Annotated in this window: 12 protein-coding genes and 1 pseudogene; 5 read left to right on the top strand and 8 right to left on the bottom strand. The window is 69.2% G+C overall.

Translation table 11 applies throughout. The annotated features are described in order from the left end of the window. Positions 1 to 232: 232 nt before the first annotated feature. Positions 233 to 967, top strand: a complete 735-nt coding sequence (locus C1I97_RS06445) for a GntR family transcriptional regulator (protein WP_111002256.1) — start codon at positions 233 to 235, stop codon at positions 965 to 967. Between the two features lie 296 nt (positions 968 to 1,263). Next, on the top strand, positions 1,264 to 2,139 hold the full coding sequence (locus tag C1I97_RS06440; RefSeq protein ID WP_111002255.1) for an IclR family transcriptional regulator: 876 nt from the start codon (positions 1,264 to 1,266) through the stop codon (positions 2,137 to 2,139). A 104-nt stretch (positions 2,140 to 2,243) separates the two neighbouring features. Here C1I97_RS06440 and C1I97_RS06435 read toward each other — a convergent pair whose 3' ends face one another. From C1I97_RS06435 to C1I97_RS06415, 5 genes are all read right to left on the bottom strand, one after another. Continuing rightward, the gene (locus C1I97_RS06435) at positions 2,244 to 3,560 is read right to left on the bottom strand and encodes an MFS transporter (RefSeq protein WP_111002254.1); all 1,317 of its coding nucleotides are present in this window, start codon (positions 3,558 to 3,560) and stop codon (positions 2,244 to 2,246) included. A 191-nt stretch (positions 3,561 to 3,751) separates the two neighbouring features. After that, positions 3,752 to 4,951, bottom strand: a complete 1,200-nt coding sequence (locus C1I97_RS06430) for a flavin reductase family protein (RefSeq protein ID WP_111002253.1) — start codon at positions 4,949 to 4,951, stop codon at positions 3,752 to 3,754. Continuing rightward, positions 4,941 to 6,299 (bottom strand): MFS transporter, encoded by a 1,359-nt coding sequence (locus C1I97_RS06425; RefSeq protein WP_111002252.1) that lies wholly within the window; start codon positions 6,297 to 6,299, stop codon positions 4,941 to 4,943. The genes C1I97_RS06430 and C1I97_RS06425 overlap by 11 nt, the downstream gene beginning before the upstream one ends. Then, on the bottom strand, positions 6,292 to 7,539 hold the full coding sequence (locus C1I97_RS06420) for an acyl-CoA dehydrogenase family protein (RefSeq protein WP_111002251.1): 1,248 nt from the start codon (positions 7,537 to 7,539) through the stop codon (positions 6,292 to 6,294). Before C1I97_RS06420 ends, C1I97_RS06425 begins: the two co-directional genes overlap by 8 nt. Positions 7,540 to 7,624: 85 nt before the next feature. After that, positions 7,625 to 8,626, bottom strand: a complete 1,002-nt coding sequence (locus C1I97_RS06415) for an alpha/beta fold hydrolase (RefSeq protein WP_111002250.1) — start codon at positions 8,624 to 8,626, stop codon at positions 7,625 to 7,627. 419 nt (positions 8,627 to 9,045) lie between these two features. Here C1I97_RS06415 and C1I97_RS06410 point away from each other — a divergent pair, with 419 nt between their 5' ends. Both C1I97_RS06410 and C1I97_RS06400 read left to right on the top strand, forming a co-directional pair. Next, positions 9,046 to 9,477, top strand: coding sequence for a hypothetical protein (locus C1I97_RS06410; RefSeq protein WP_441349088.1), 432 nt, complete (start codon positions 9,046 to 9,048; stop codon positions 9,475 to 9,477). Between the two features lie 480 nt (positions 9,478 to 9,957). After that, positions 9,958 to 10,398: pseudogene (locus C1I97_RS06400) on the top strand (rhomboid family intramembrane serine protease); the annotation flags it as partial. Positions 10,399 to 11,095: 697 nt separating this feature from the next. On the opposite strand, the gene dmpG reads toward C1I97_RS06400, so the two are convergent. Genes dmpG through mhpD form a run of 3 tightly spaced genes read right to left on the bottom strand, consistent with a single transcriptional unit; the run spans position 11,096 to position 13,874 of the window. Then, a complete protein-coding gene (gene dmpG, locus C1I97_RS06395) occupies positions 11,096 to 12,112 on the bottom strand; it encodes a 4-hydroxy-2-oxovalerate aldolase (protein ID WP_111002249.1) in 1,017 nt (338 codons plus the stop codon). Beyond that, complete coding sequence (locus tag C1I97_RS06390) at positions 12,109 to 13,056, bottom strand: acetaldehyde dehydrogenase (acetylating) (RefSeq protein ID WP_111002248.1); 948 nt, start codon at positions 13,054 to 13,056, stop codon at positions 12,109 to 12,111. Before C1I97_RS06390 ends, dmpG begins: the two co-directional genes overlap by 4 nt. After that, positions 13,053 to 13,874 (bottom strand): 2-keto-4-pentenoate hydratase, encoded by an 822-nt coding sequence (gene mhpD / locus C1I97_RS06385; RefSeq protein WP_111002247.1) that lies wholly within the window; start codon positions 13,872 to 13,874, stop codon positions 13,053 to 13,055. The genes C1I97_RS06390 and mhpD overlap by 4 nt, the downstream gene beginning before the upstream one ends. A 192-nt stretch (positions 13,875 to 14,066) precedes the next feature. On the opposite strand from mhpD, the gene C1I97_RS06380 reads away from it, so the two are divergent. Next, positions 14,067 to 14,732 (top strand): IclR family transcriptional regulator (locus C1I97_RS06380; RefSeq protein WP_111002268.1); only part of this gene is annotated, 666 nt, incomplete at its 3' end.

Raw genomic sequence — 14,732 nt, 5'->3', positions numbered from 1 at the left:
GCACTTCCGTATGAATAGACTAGGGTCGGTGTTGTCGCACGGCCGTGGCCACGGTGCTGCACAGTGGCACAGGCCGAAGAGGAGCTGAGCGTGGTACCTGAGGGACACCGGTCCGATCGTGGCGTGCGCGTACCTCTCGGCCCGGAGTCGCGCTGTGCCGCTGTTGCGGTGACCGGCACGGCATGCTGACCGGGCCCCGGGCCGGGGGGCCGGACCGAGAAGGGGGACCGGGATGACGTTCACGCCGATACCGGCGCCGCTCTACCAGCGCATCTTCGCGGTGCTCTCCCAGCGGATCAGCCAGGGCGATTACGCGCCCGGCTCCCGGTTCGCCACGGAGGACGAACTGGTGGCGGAGTTCGGCGTCAGCAAGGCGACCGTCCGCAGAGCGGTCGGTGAGCTGGTCGCGCGTGGTCAGCTCATCCGGCGACAGGGGAGCGGTACGTACCTCCGAGGCTCCCAGGACGACTCTGCGGCACGCGGCTTCGTGGGGTCCATCGGCGATCTGATCCGCGGTACGCCACAGCTGAAGGTCCTCGACGTCCACGTCGAGAAGGACGTCCGGTTCCCCGCGAGCGTGCGGCAGGCCCTCGGCACGGACGCCGAGACGGGCACCGTCTACCGCACCAGGCGGCTGTGGGGGGATGAGCCCTTCGTGTACTCGGTCCACTACGTCGGTCCCACCGTCGCGGCGGTTCTCGGTTGTGCCGAGCTCGCGGAGGAAGGGCTGATGAGCCTCTTGCGCCGAGAGAACGTCGAGATGAGCGAAGCGGAGCAGACCCTGTCCGCGCGACTCGCGGACGTGGAGGTCGCGGACCGGCTGAACATCGAGCTGGGCGCCGCCGTCCTCTTCGCCGAGCGGGTCCTGCGCTCGCCCTCCGGACCGCTCGACTGCCTGCACAGCTGGTACCGGGGGGACCTCTACCGCTGGCAGGCACGGCTCGCCGTCGAGCCGGCCGATCGTTGAGCCCGCGTCCGCCGCACGTACGCGTCGGCAGGATTCCGGGACCGGCTTCACCCCGTGCGCTGACGCATCGCTTTCCTCGCCCTGCGTTCCGCGTCTTCCGACGGCATGGAGTCACGAATCCGGGGTTCGTTCTCCGGGACCGGTGATACGTATGCCGTTACGTCCGATCGGGCTGACCAGGGCACTCGAGGCCTTGCGGGGTGTCCTCCATCGGGAAATCATCGGTCGGTCACCGGAGTGAGCCCGTACGGCGTCGATGAGCCCGTACGGCGTCGGGGGAGGAAAGGGAGTTGACCATGACTGACGAGCATGCGGTCGGAGGCTCGGACCCTCTCGAAGCCTCCTTCCGCGTCAAACCGAGTGTCGCGGTCAGCCGGGCCCTGGCTCTCCTCGACGCCTTCCTCGAGGCCGGTCACACCGTCAGTGTCACCGAACTGGCCCAGCGGACCGGGATCCCGAAGTCGACCGCCTTCCGCATCCTCGTCCAGCTCACCAAGAGCGGTCACGTCATCCGCAGCGGGAACAGCTACCGACTCGGCGTACGCACGTTCGAACTCGGAAACCACTTCGTCCACGCGCGTCCCCACGGCCTGAGGGAGGTCGCGGCTCCGCTGCTGGGTGATCTCTTCCTCGAGCTCGGTGCGGCGGTGGGTCTGTCGATCCTGGACGGCTCCGACGTCATCCTGATCGACCAGGTCACGAGTTCACGCAGCAGCATCGCCTCCTCCGTGGTCGGCGTACGGGAAGACGCGTTGACGACGGCATCGGGCAAGGCGATGCTCGCCTTCGTCAACGCCGCGAACCGCGACCGTGCGATCGCGCAGCACCTCGAGCTCGCCCGCCGCACGCGGCACACCGTGATGCACGCCGGACGGCTGCGGGCGCAACTGCAGCTGACGCACGGGACGCGCCTCGCCTACACGCACGAGGAATACACCATGGGCGAGGGGGCCGTCGCGTCTCCGGTCCTGGTGAACGGTCGCCCCATCGCCGCGGTCAGCGTCTCGGCGCCGAGCGGTCGCATCGACAAGGCCAGGACGGACGGAGCGGTGCTGCGCACCGCGCGTCTGGTGGCCGGCCGGTTCGTCCGCGCTCGCGAGCTCGCGGAGGACTACGGGCTCCAGGACGTCCACTGGGACATGGAGGCGGAGTTCCCGCACGGCTATTCCTGAGAGGCCGTCGCGCCGCGCTCGTCGCGACGCCGGCATCACCACGACCCACGCGGTGCTCGGCCGGGAGTCCGGCCGAGCACCGCGTGACGGATGCGGAGGTCCGATCAGGAGACGGGGGACGGGCTCGCCGGCACCTGCGCCCGGTGGACGTTGCCCGCCTCTCGCTTCTGCAGTCGGGCCAGGACGGTGATGCAGACCGTGCCGATCGCGAGGGGTACGGCCATCAGGTAGAACAGGCTCCCCGCGGACCAGCCGCCGTCCAGGAGGTAACCGATACTGATCGGCGAGACGATCGACACCAGCCGTCCGACACCGAGCATCCAGCCGACACCGGTGCCGCGCAGCGCCGCCGGGTAGACCTCGGGTGCCACGGCGTAGAAGCCGGCCACCGCGGCGACCGCGAGAACCCCCAGGAGGACCCCCAGGACGACGGCGAGCCAGGCGATACCGAACGTGGCCCCGTAGCAAACGGTGCCGACCACGCTGAGGGCCATGGTGACCTGCAGGATCCTCCTCGGCAGCACCCGTATCGCGACGGCCGCGAAGAGCAGGCTGCCGAAGATGCCGCCGAAGTTGAGGAAAGAGCCGACCGTGGTGCCCATCTGATCGTCACCGGTCGACTCCGCGGCCAGTTTGGGAATCCAGGAGTTCGCGAAGTAGTAGGCCGCCATCAGGCAGGCGTAGCCGAGCCACAGTACGAGTGTCTTGCGCCCGGTGGCACCACCGAAGACCGCGGTGACACTGAGGTGCGCACGCTCGACCTCGGTTACTTCGGGCAACTCCTTCAGGCCTGGCCGCCCCATCTTGTTGAGGACGGTGTTGACCCGTTCGAGGGCGTTCTTGGGACGGCGGGCCACCAGGAAGTCGATCGACTCCGGAAGAAACGCCCATGACGCGACGAGCATGACGAGAGCCAGGACCGCACCGGCCACGAACATCGACTTCCAGCCGGCCGGCTCGACGAGCAGGCTCGCGGCCACGCCGGCCAGGGTGGCACCGATCGGAAACCCGGTGGCGTAGATCCCGACCACCGTGCCGCGACGGCGATCGGAAGCGAACTCCGAGACATAGGCGTTGAGCTGCGACATCGCTCCGATGCCGAACCCGGTGAGGAACCGGGCCACGATCAGGACGGCCACGTTCGGGGCCACCGCCGCGAGCACCATACCGACCAGCACGATGGTCACCGAGATGGTCGTCAGCGGTCGGCGGCCGAGGCGGTCACCGACCGGGCTGAACAGGATCGCACCCGCGGCCATACCGAAGAGGCTCGCGCTGAGCACGATCCCGAGCGTCGCATCGCTCACGCCCCACGCGTCCGCCATCGGCTTGGCAGTGAACGCCATCATCGCGATCTCGAAGCCGTCCATGACGATCAACGCCATCGCGACTGCCACGGCGCGGATCTGGAGACCGGTCATTCTGGACGACCGGACTTCAGCCAACACATCCATCGAACATCCTCTTCTCCGGTCGCATCCCGGACCTGGATCACCAGGTGGCCGAGACGCGATCGATAAGACGGTCACCTTCCCGCGAGGTGAAGTGAGGCCACACGTTGGCTGTACTACAGTGGTTGGCTCGATCCTGCTGTGCCACCAGGTGGCCGCTGTCACAAAACGGGGGTCAATGTCCGTTCGATGGCCCTCGCGGACAGGCGCAGCCGGTCGACGAAGGCGATGATTTCGGCCCCTGAAGAGCTTCCTGGGAGCCCGGCCAGGCGCAGGACGAGAACAACGTTCCCATCGGCGTCGCAGACCGGCACCGACACCTGCAGAACGCTGTACGACCGGTCGGGCACGATCTGCTCCGGCTCGTGGAACGCCGCCATCCGGCGCAGCGCCTCCAGCAGACGCCGTTCGTTGTCCGGGGTGCGTGCCGGCTCGCTGAACGCGTCGACGAGCTCGTCGAGCAGTGCGGTCGCGAGCGGACCGTGCAGGGTCAGGGACCAGCCGCGCTCCTGGGTCCGGCGCAGTTGGACGGCGGCGGCCTCCCGCACCTGTGGTGCCGAAGCCGGCACACGGTCGAGCCATTGCCCGGCCGAGGGAGCCCCGGGATGCCCGACCAGCAGCATTCCCAGGGGCGGCGCGAAGGGCAGCCGGGTTCCGGGAGGGGGCGAGGAGGTTCCGCCGGAGGAGCCGGCCGTGGCCACGAACGCGAACTCGTCGCCGAGCGGCGCGAGCAGGCTCACCTCCGCGCCCAGCTCCGAGGCCAGCCGCTCCAGCTCCAGGCGACCGCGTTCGGCGACGCCGACGGCCGCGGCGAGGGAACGGTGGTCGGAGGTCATCAACAGGCCCGGCGTGAAGCGGCCGTACCCACGCTGGAAGAACAGCAGCGGCAGACAGTCGCGCTCGGCGGCGAGCGACTGGATGGCGCCGAGCGCGAAGTAGTGGTCGCCCACCTCGATGACATCGGCCCAGGTGCATTCGATCCAGGCGGTCACGCCCTCGATGATGGGAGCGCCGTTGGGCGCGGCGCGCCACCGCAGGCCGCGGAACTTCTCCTCCGGGGGCCGCATGAACGACCCGCACACGTCGCTCTGGTCGGCGGCCAGGATATTGACACAGAAGGACGCGCACTCGCGCAGTGCGGTGAAGGTCCGCGACGTCTTCATCGGCATGAACGAGACCAGCGGCGGCTCCATCGACACGGAGCTGAACGTTCCCACCACCATCCCGAGAAGTGTGCCGTCGGGCGCGCGTCCGGTGACGACGGCGACCCCGGTGGGGTAGTTGCCCAGCACCTGCCTCATGACCTGGGGGTCGATGGCCTCAGGGGCGGGCGTGGACAGCACGGAGGCGTCAGGAGGCATTGGTTCTTGTCCTTTCGTGAGCGGTCGAAGCGCCTGAGGAGGCGCTGGAGGAAGCCGGCTCCGGCGTGACGGAGACGTACGACTCGTCCCTGGAGCCGTCGAGATGGTGCAGGCTCAGACGATGGGAGCCCACGGCTAGCAGGGCGGCGGCCAGGACGAGGAGCGCGGCGGCACCGAGCACAGTCGTCCGCAGACCGAGCCAGTCCCCGATTCCGCCCTGGACGGCGGCCCCCAGGGAGACAGAGCCGGTGTAGACGATGACGTTGATGGACAGCACCCGTCCGCGCACCTGGTCGGCGACCAGCATCTGTATCGTGTTCTGCCCGACGGACAGGGCGAGAAGGAAGAAGACACCGACACCGACGGTGGCGAGGGTCGCGGTCGGGAGGCTGGGCGCCAGCCCGAAGACCGCGAAGGTGATGCCGTATCCGCACATCGCGATCGTCACGACGGTCGAACGCCTCATGATCCGCAGCATGCGGCCCAGCACGGGCACACCCGCCAGGGTTCCGGCACCGAGACCCAGGTTGAGGAGGGCCACACCGAGCGCACCGGAATTGAACACCTGTTCCGCGAAGGTGATCACGTGTTGGAAGATCGGCATGCCGAGGCTGCCCACCAGGAAGACGACCGTCAGGGCCGTCATCACCCCCGGGGAGCCCCAGGTGTAGCACAGCGCCTCACGGAAACCGCCGTCCGCGACGCGATCCTTGCGGGCTCGTCGCGGCTGTGGGTTGACCGGTTCGGTGACCAGCAGGACCACGACGACCACGAGCACCATCACGAAGCTGACGAAGAAGGCGACCGCCGGGCCCACCCAGAACAGCACCAGACCCGCCACGGCAGGGCCCAGCGAGCGGGCGAGGTTGAACTGGATGGTGTTCAGCGACGCGGCCGAGTCGAGCGCCTCACGCGGCACGTAGTCGTTGACCAGCGCCTGCCAGCTCGGCATCGAGATGCCCTGGGCGCACCCCGTCAGCACCGCGAGGCCCACGAGCAGCAGCGGGTCGTGCCGACCCGACCACCAGCACACGCACATGGCCAGCGCCACCAGCGAACGGGCCAGCTGCGTGACCATGACCAGCCGGCGGCGGTCCAGCCTGTCGGCCGCCACGCCCGCCCACGGACCCAGCACCATGATCGGGACGAACTGCGCCACGGTCGCGAGACCGACCCAGAAGGCGCTCCCGGTGAGCTGGAGGAGGACGAACGGTACCGACAGCGACTGGAACCAGCCGCCCGCGCTGGCCAGGAAGGCCCCCAGCCAGAACTGCACGAAGGGGCGGTGCCTCAGCGCCGACGCCAGGGAGTCCTCGCGAGCCGAGCCTGTCTTGGCAGGGTCAGCCATAGAGCCGCTTCGAACGGTCGACGGCCGCGGTGCGCTCGGCTTCGCTGAGCAGGAAGGTGGCGGCCGCCGGGTTGCCCATCTCGAGGTTGGCCGCGGTGGCGGCCGCGAAGTCGGTGTTCTGGGTGAAGTGCTGACGGGCCACGATCAGATCCCGGTACAGCCGCGACAACGGGTTGAGCTCGTGCACCACCCGCGCCGACATGGTGGGCATCAGCTGCTGGGCGACGTACAGCGCGGCTTCGGCGGTGCGTGCGGCGTCGTAGATCCCCCGCGCGGCCTCGAGGTCGCCCGGCACCTGGCCCAGTTCGGCGAGCCGGTAGCCCTCGTCGAGGATCCGCAGGGCGACCTTCTGCTGGTCGTCGAGGCGCACCCGCACGTCGTTCGTACGCAGCAGCTCGACCCGGTCCTCGCTCAGCTTCGCGTTGTCGAAGCGGCGCGTGAACTTCTTCAGCTGGTCGACGTACTCCTCGTAGAACGCCCAGCCGGCGCCCAGCGCGGGCGCGCCGGCGACGAGGTTGTAGAGGTAGCCCTGCGGCACGCGGTACAGCGGGCCGTCGTTCTTCTTCAGACCGGGACCGGCCTGGGCCAGCAGAATCTGGCGGTCGAGCGCCCGGTGCGCGGGGACGAAGACCTGGTCGAGCTCGACGGAACGGGACCCGGTCCCCCGCATGCCCAGCACGAACCAGTCGTCGATGATCCGTCCCTCGGCCAGCGGCACGACGAAGTTGTGCATCAGCGGCTTGCCGTCGACCTCCACGCTGGCACCGAGGATGACCCACGACGCGTGGGTGACGCCCGAGGAGGACTTCCACGAACCGTTGAGGATGTAGCCGCCCTCGACGGGGGTGGCGGTGCCGTGGGGCGCGTACGAGGAGGACAGCAGGGTCGTCGGGTCGTCACCGAACAGCTCGTCCTGCAGCTGCTCGGTCATGTGCGAGACCTCCCAGTTGTGCACGCCGAGCAGCATCAGAACCCAGCCGGTCGACGTGCAGGACTTGGCGACCTCGATGACGGCCTCGACGAACTCGACCGGGTGCGCCTCCTCGCCGCCGTACCGGGCCGGCTGGAGGGCTCGCGTCAGTCCGCAGTCGACCATGGCCTGGACGGCCTCGTCGGCCACCACACGATGGGCGTCGTTGTCGGCCGCGTACTTCGCGACGACGGGAGCGATCTCCCGGGCCCGGTCAACCAGCGAGGTGCGGTGGTGCGCACGAACAGTGGCTCCGGTCGGCGTGGTCATGACGGTCTCCTTGGTGGTCGATGGCTCATCGGTGCCGGTCCGGGCTGATCCGCGATGACGGAGCAGGTTCCGGTCGCTTCGTGGATCAGCTGGTGAAGGGGGCGTTCGTCGGGATGCCGACGAGATCGGGGTTCGGTGGGCGGCGCGTGGAGATGCCCGCGGCCCGGGCGGTCTCCCAGGAGACCTTGCCGTCGCGGAAGAACTCCAGGAACACCTGGTGGTGCAGTTCCGGGCGGTCGGTCTGACCCTGGTGACCGGTGTTCTCGGGGTAGAAGAACTGGACGTTCGGAAGGGCGTCCTCCTGAAGGTGCGCCGCCTCGACGGCGTACAGGACGTCCTTGTCGCCGAACATCGCGATGCCCGGGATCGTCACCTTGTCCAGGCGCCCCTTGGTGGTGAGCCGGATCAGCTCGTTCGGGTCGGTGGGCCGCAGCACCCGGCCCATGTTGAGGTCGTAGTAGTCGCGGTTGCGGTTGGCGGCCGCGGTGCGCATGCTGACGAGCTCGTCGGTGACACCGGACCGGTCGACGACCATGGACTCGATCATGGCGCGCATCATGGTCTCGGAGCCGTCGTAGGTTCCGCCGCTGCCGGGCAGCGGGCCCTGCTTGGCGCGGTTGTCGACGGCACGCATCTCGTCGCGGGTGACCAGGTCGCCGATCATGCCGGCGATGACGGCGAACCGCTCCACTCGCTCGGGGTGCGCCACGACGTAGTTGACGCTTGTCTGGCAGCCCATCGAGTTGCCGCCCAGGCAGAACGTGTCCAGCGCGACCGCGTTGACGAAGTCCTGCAGGTAGTCGACCTGTCCGCCCTGCCCGTAGGCGTAGAAGCGACCTGGATCCTCGGTCAGGCCGAACCCGGGGAAATCAGGGCAATAAACGCGGAAGCCATGCGCGCCGAGGAACGGGGCCATGTAGCGGAAGCCCGCGGAACCCGATGAACCGGGGATGCCGCCATGCAGCAGCACGACAGCCGGGCCGGCCTCACCTGAGGTCGAATAGTGCGCCTTCACGCCCGACTGCAGTCGGACGAATCGGCTGAGCAGTCCTGGGACCTTGATCTCCTGCTCTTCGGTCAGAGCCACTGCCCCCTCCTTCGCTGGTGGACGTCTCGGGGAACGTCGGCCAGTCTTGAGGCAAGTGCGTGAGATCGCCCACCGCGAGATGCCAACAGGTGAAACCCGGTGACTCGGAATCAGCCATTCCGGTGCGCTCGTGGCAGTGACACCAACATCGGTGACGCGACCACGTGTCTCGTCCCGAGGGTTCGCACTCGTCAGACCCATCTGCGGGGGGCCTGTCAGTCATGACGACTCCCCGTAGGCCGGCAAGTCCAACGGCCGTCCCTCGGATGCTGGTCACTCGCCGACCCGAGGAACCACACCACTCGAGGCCGACGCAAAGAAGGCGTCGCGGCAGCCGGCTCTTCCGATTCCTGAGGGAGATGTCAAGTGAGTCTTCCCTCGTAGCGTAGAGACCCTGACTGCAGGGGAAGTTGGGAGTCATGGCGGAGAAGAGGCGGAAGTTCGGCGCGGAGTTCCGTGAGGGGGCTGTGCGGATCGTGACCGAGACCGGGAACTTCCTTGACGGCATCGACTGGCAAGGTGACGAGCCCGGCTCGTACGCCGACAGCAAGCTGTTCGTCACCACGCTCGCGGCCGCGGTGGCCCGCCTGCGCCCCGAGGTGCTGAGCAATGCCGTGGACCCGGGCTGGGTGCCCACCAAGATGGGCGGCCCCGGCGCGCCGGACGATCTCGAGTTCGGTCACCAGACGCAGGCGTGGCTGGCCTCCAGCGGTGACCCGCAGGCACTGACCAGCGGCGGCTACTGGTACCACCAGCAGCGTCAACAGCCGCACGCCTCGGTGCTCGACGAGGACTTCCAAGACCGTCTCCTGCACATGCTGGGCGAAGAGACGGGCACCGCCCTGGCCTGACCGGCGGCGCACGTCCACGCGGTGCGCTGCTGTATCAGGCTCCATGCGATGGGTCTCGCCACCTTCGGCGAAGGTGGCGAGACCCATCGCTGAGGCCGCTACTACCAGGCCGCCTCCGCCACCGAGGGAGATGTCTTCTTCCGGTCGGCGTACAGCTCCGTCAGCCTTTCGACCGCCGCGTCCTGGGTCCGATACCCGGCTTCCTCTCGCTGTTTTCCCCGAGCATCGCGAAACCGGATGGTGTAGGCGTGCGGGCACCGGCTGGGCCTGGTGCAGTCACAGGGCTTGAAGAAGGAGCCCATGCCGCGGGCGAGCCGACGAGCCAAGGAGCGACACCTTCCGGAGGACGAGTGGACCAGCGGACCTGCTCCTGCTGACGCTCCCCGCGGTCAGCAGGGCGGGGTCTCCCGCTCGCCGCTTGCTGGCTACTTGCTGACCAGGGCTCAGCAATCATGCCCGTGACCTGCGTTGTTGTCCATCCTTCAGATCTTCGGCAACAACATCGAGGGCCGCATGGGCCATGTGCGGTACCTGCTGTTCTACGTGGTCTGCGGCTACGCGGCTGCATACGGATTTGCTCTCACGAACTCCTCCTCCACCACCCCCCTGATCGGCGCCTCGGGAGCCATCGCCGGCGTCCTGGGCGCCTACCTGGTGCTCTACCCGAGGGCACGGGTCTGGATCCTCGTCCCCTTCCTCCTCTTCCTGCCGCTGCGGCTGCCGGCCTGGCTGGTGCTGGGCTTCTGGTTCGTGCTGCAGGCGTTCTACTCCACCGGCGAGGCCATCGCCGAGGCGGGCACCGTGGCGTACCTGGCCCACGTGGCCGGTTTCGTCGCGGGCATGCTGCTCGCCTGGCCCCTCAAGCCGGGCACTCCCCCACCGCCCGAACCGCGCGGCATCCTCTTCGGACGGCAGACGCGACGGCCCTGGCAGGACCACACGCCAGGGGCCGGGAGGCGCAGGGAAAACCTGGGTGGCTTTGCACAAGTGACATCTGCATTTCCGAGCTGGCCACTAGTCGTTGAACGATTCAACCACCTGCATGTTTCGCCAGATCTTTGAGCCTCTGACAGGGCTCACACTGACCCATTGCCGACTATCCTGACGCCCCGTCAGGCAAGAAATGCCCTCACAAGAGTCACACCGAGCCCATCCATCACAGCTCGGAGCGGAGGCCCCCAGGGGCTCACAGCCGAGCCCGACGGGCCCCCGAGCACCATCCCGATGCCAGAGCAAACCCCCGGATCAGGTCGAACCCGTACACCACTTCCTTGGACACAACCTCGGGGCAGAAATGCGAAGGTCCAGTACAAGAGGTCCGATGTCTTCAGGTGGCTGGAACAGCAAAAGCTGCACTGACGTACTGGCAGGCACGGGCAGGCCCGATTCTTCGAAGGCAAGGCCAAGGAAGAGCGGGCTCAACCAACCGACGCCCCAACCGCTGGCTGTCAGTGGTTCGCCCTGGTCTGCAAAGCCGGGATCGCGGCGATCTTGGCCGCGTCAAGGTGGTTCCAGAGGATCCCCAACTGGCTTCAAGCCGCTTGACAGGCGATAGGGGCATCGGCGGTGGGACCGGCCCCGCCAGGTGCCGACGGGGCCCGGCACCGGTCGTTCCTGGTCAGCCGACGGGGCGGGACGCCGCGAGGTCGAGGGCGATGTCGGTGATCATGTCTTCCTGGCCGCCGACCATGCCGCGGCGGCCGACCTCGACGAGGATGCTGCGGGTGTCCAGGCCGTAGCGGGCGGCGGCGGCCTCGGCGTGGCGCAGGAAGCTGGAGTACACCCCGGCGTAGCCGAGGGTGAGGGTCTCGCGGTCGACCCGGACCTCGCGGTCCTGCAGGGGGCGGACCAGGTCGTCGGCAGCGTCCATCAGGGGGAACAGGTCGCAGCCGTGTTCCCAGCCCATCAGGTCGGCGACCGCGACGAACGCCTCCAGCGGGCAGTTGCCTGCTCCGGCACCTTGGCCGGCGAGGGAGGCATCGACGCGGGTAACGCCGTTCTCAACGGCGACGACCGAATTGGCCACTCCCAGGCCGAGGTTGTGGTGGGCGTGGATGCCGATCCCGGTGGCCGGGTCGAGGACGTCGCGGTAGGCGCGCACGCGGTCCCGCACGCCGTCCATGGTCAGCCGGCCGCCGGAGTCGGTGACGTACACGCAGTGGGCGCCGTAGGACTCCATCAGCTTGGCCTGGCGGGCCAGTTCGGCGGGCTCGGCCATGTGGGACATCATCAGGAACCCGGCCACGTCCATGCCCAGTTCACGGGCGGCGGCGATGTGCTGGGCGGAGATGTCGGCCTCGGTGCAGTGCGTGGCCACGCGCACCGAGCGGATGCCGAGCGCGTGGGCCTGCTTGAGGTCGCCCACGGTGCCGATGCCGGGCAGCAGCAGCGTGGTGGGCACCGCGTGGGTCACGGCGTCCACGACGGCTTCGATCCACTCCCAGTCGGTGTGCGCGCCGACGCCGTAGGTGATGCTGGAGCCGGACAGACCGTCGCCGTGAGCGATCTCGATCGCGGCCACACCGGCGGCGTCCAGGGCGGCGGCGATGGTGCGGGCCTGGTCGACGGTGTAGCGGTGGCGGACGGCGTGCATGCCGTCCCGCAGGGTCACGTCCTGCACGTACAGGGAAGTCATCGGGATGCCACCTCCGTGAAGCGGTGTGCGGCCATGCGCTCGGCGGTGCGCAGGGCGGCCGAGGTCATGATGTCGAGGTTGCCGGCGTAGGCGGGCAGGTAGTGGGCGGCGCCCTCCACCTCCAGGAACACCGACACCTTCGCGGCCTTGCCGGACTGGGAGCCGGCCGGCAGCAGGGAGCGCAGCGGGTCGTCGGCGGCCACGCGGTCGAACTGCACCTTCTGCTTGAGCCGGTAGCCGGGCACGTATGCCTGGACGCGGCCGACCATCTCCTCCACCGAGGCCGTGACCGCCGCGTCGTCGCAGTCGCCGACCAGGCAGTGCACGGTGTCCCGCATGATCAGCGGGGGTTCGGCGGGGTTGAGGATGATGATGGCCTTGCCGCGGGCGGCGCCGCCGACCTCCTCGATGGCCGCGGTGGTGGTCTCGGTGAACTCGTCGATGTTCGCGCGGGTGCCGGGACCGGCCGAGCGGGAGGAGATCGACGCGACGATCTCCCCGTAGTGCACCGGGGTCACGGCGGCCACGGCGGCGACGACGGGAATGGTGGCCTGGCCGCCGCAGGTGACCATGTTGACGTTCGGCGCGTCCAGGTGGGCCTCGCCGTTGACCGGCGGCACCACGTACGGGCCGAGCGCGGCCGGGGTGAGGTCGACGAGGGTGCGGCCCAGCGGGCGCAGCACCTCCTCGTGGCGCCGGTGGGCGCCGGCGGAGGTGGCGTCGAAGACGATCCGCACATCGGTGAACTCGTCCATCCTCACGAGGCCGTCGACGCCCTCGTGGGTGGTGGCGACCTTCAGCCGGCGGGCCCGGGCCAGGCCGTCCGAGTCGGGGTCGATGCCGGCCATGGCGGCGATCTCCAGGGACTCCGACAGCCGCAAGATCTTGATCATCAGGTCGGTCCCGATGTTGCCCGACCCGATGACGGCGACCTTCGTGGTCATGCTCCGGCTCCTTCCGCGGTGGCGGACGCGAACGCGGTCGCGACCGTGCCGAGTCCTTCGATGTGCGCCGAGAACGCGTCGCCCTCGGTGGCGACCGCCATGGGTCCGAGGGCGCCGGTCAGGACGATGTCGCCGGCGCGCAGCGGGTCGCCCAGGCCGACGAGGGTGGAGGCGAGCCAGAGGGCGGCGGTGAGCGGGCCGCCCAGGCAGTCGGCGCCGGTGCCGCGCGAGACCGTCTCGCCGTTCTTCGTCAGTGTCATCCGCACGCCGCGCAGGTCGACGCGGTCGAGCGGTACGGGAGTGCCGCCGAGGACGAACAGGCCGCAGGAGGCGTTGTCGGCGACGGTGTCGACGATGGTGATGTCCCAGTCGGCGATGCGGCTGTCGACGATCTCCAGCGCGGGCAGCGCGAAGGCGGTGGCGCGCAGCAGGTCGGCGACGGTCGGGTCCCGGTGCGGCAGGTCCGCGCCCAGGACCAGGGCGACCTCCGCCTCGACCTTGGGCTGCAGCAGCCGGCCGGGCGCGATCGGCTCACCCTCCGGTACGGCCATGTCGGCGAACAGGGCACCGAAATCCGGCTGGTCTACGCCGAGTTGACGCTGCACGGCGGGCGAGGTCAGGCCGATCTTGCGGCCCACCAGCCGCCGGCCCGCCGCGAGTCCGCTCTCGACGTACTGCCGCTGGACCGCGTAGGCGGCCTTAATGTCCGCCTCGGGCAGGAGCGAACGCACCGGGGGGCAGGAGACGCCGGTGCGGGCGGCCTCGGCCAGGACGGCCGCCGCCTCGGTCACGGCGGGGGCGGAGCCGTGGGTACTCATGGGTGCCTCCTGCCCGGGACGGTGCGGCGGTGGTGCGGAGCGGACATGCGGGTTACCTCCGAGAAGGAACGAACGGGGCGAAGAGTCCGGCGGACGGGGCGGTGCCCGACGCGTCCGCTTCCCCAGGTATAGGCGTACGGATCGAGCGGTGCCAAAATATGTTCCATGTCACGGAACAACCTGCAGGGGAACATGCTCGACAAGTCGGTGCTCATCCTCGACTGCTTCATACCGGACGGCGGCGTGTTCCGTCTCACGGAACTGTCCGTCCGTACGGGTCTGACCAAGTCCACCGTGCACCGCCTCTGCGCCGATCTGGTGCGTCTCGGTCTGCTCGAACGGGACGCCGAGACGTATCTGCTGGGCGGCAAGCTCTTCGAGCTGGGGGCGCTGGTACCGCGCCGGCGCGATCTGCGGGAGACGGCGCTGCCCTTCCTGCAGGACCTGTTCGAGGCCACGCACGAGACCGTGCACCTCGGGGTGCGCGAAGGCCACGACGTGGTCTACGTCGAGCGCATCCACGGTCACGACGCCCTGTCCCTGCCGTCCCGCATCGGCGGCCGGCTCCCCCTGACCTGCACCGGGGTGGGCAAGGCCCTGCTGGCGTTCTCCGGCGACGAACTGACCGAGGAGGTCCTGGCGGAACCGCTGCCCCGGCTGACCCCCCACTCGGTCACGGACCCGGCGCGGCTGCGCACCGCCATCGAACAGGTGCAGGTGTCCGGCCTCGCCTACGAGGAGCAGGAGGCGGCCCTCGGCGTCAGCTGCATCGCCTCGCCCGTCTTCGACGGACCGACGGCCGTGGCCGCCCTGTCGGTGGCCGTGCCCCGCGCCCGCTTCCACCCCGCCCAGCTGGCC

Source organism: Streptomyces sp. NTH33, assembly GCF_003236365.1.
Lineage (GTDB): Bacteria > Actinomycetota > Actinomycetes > Streptomycetales > Streptomycetaceae > Streptomyces.
The sequence above is the reverse complement of the archived record's forward strand: the minus strand, read 5'-3'. Positions and strand labels throughout refer to the sequence as shown.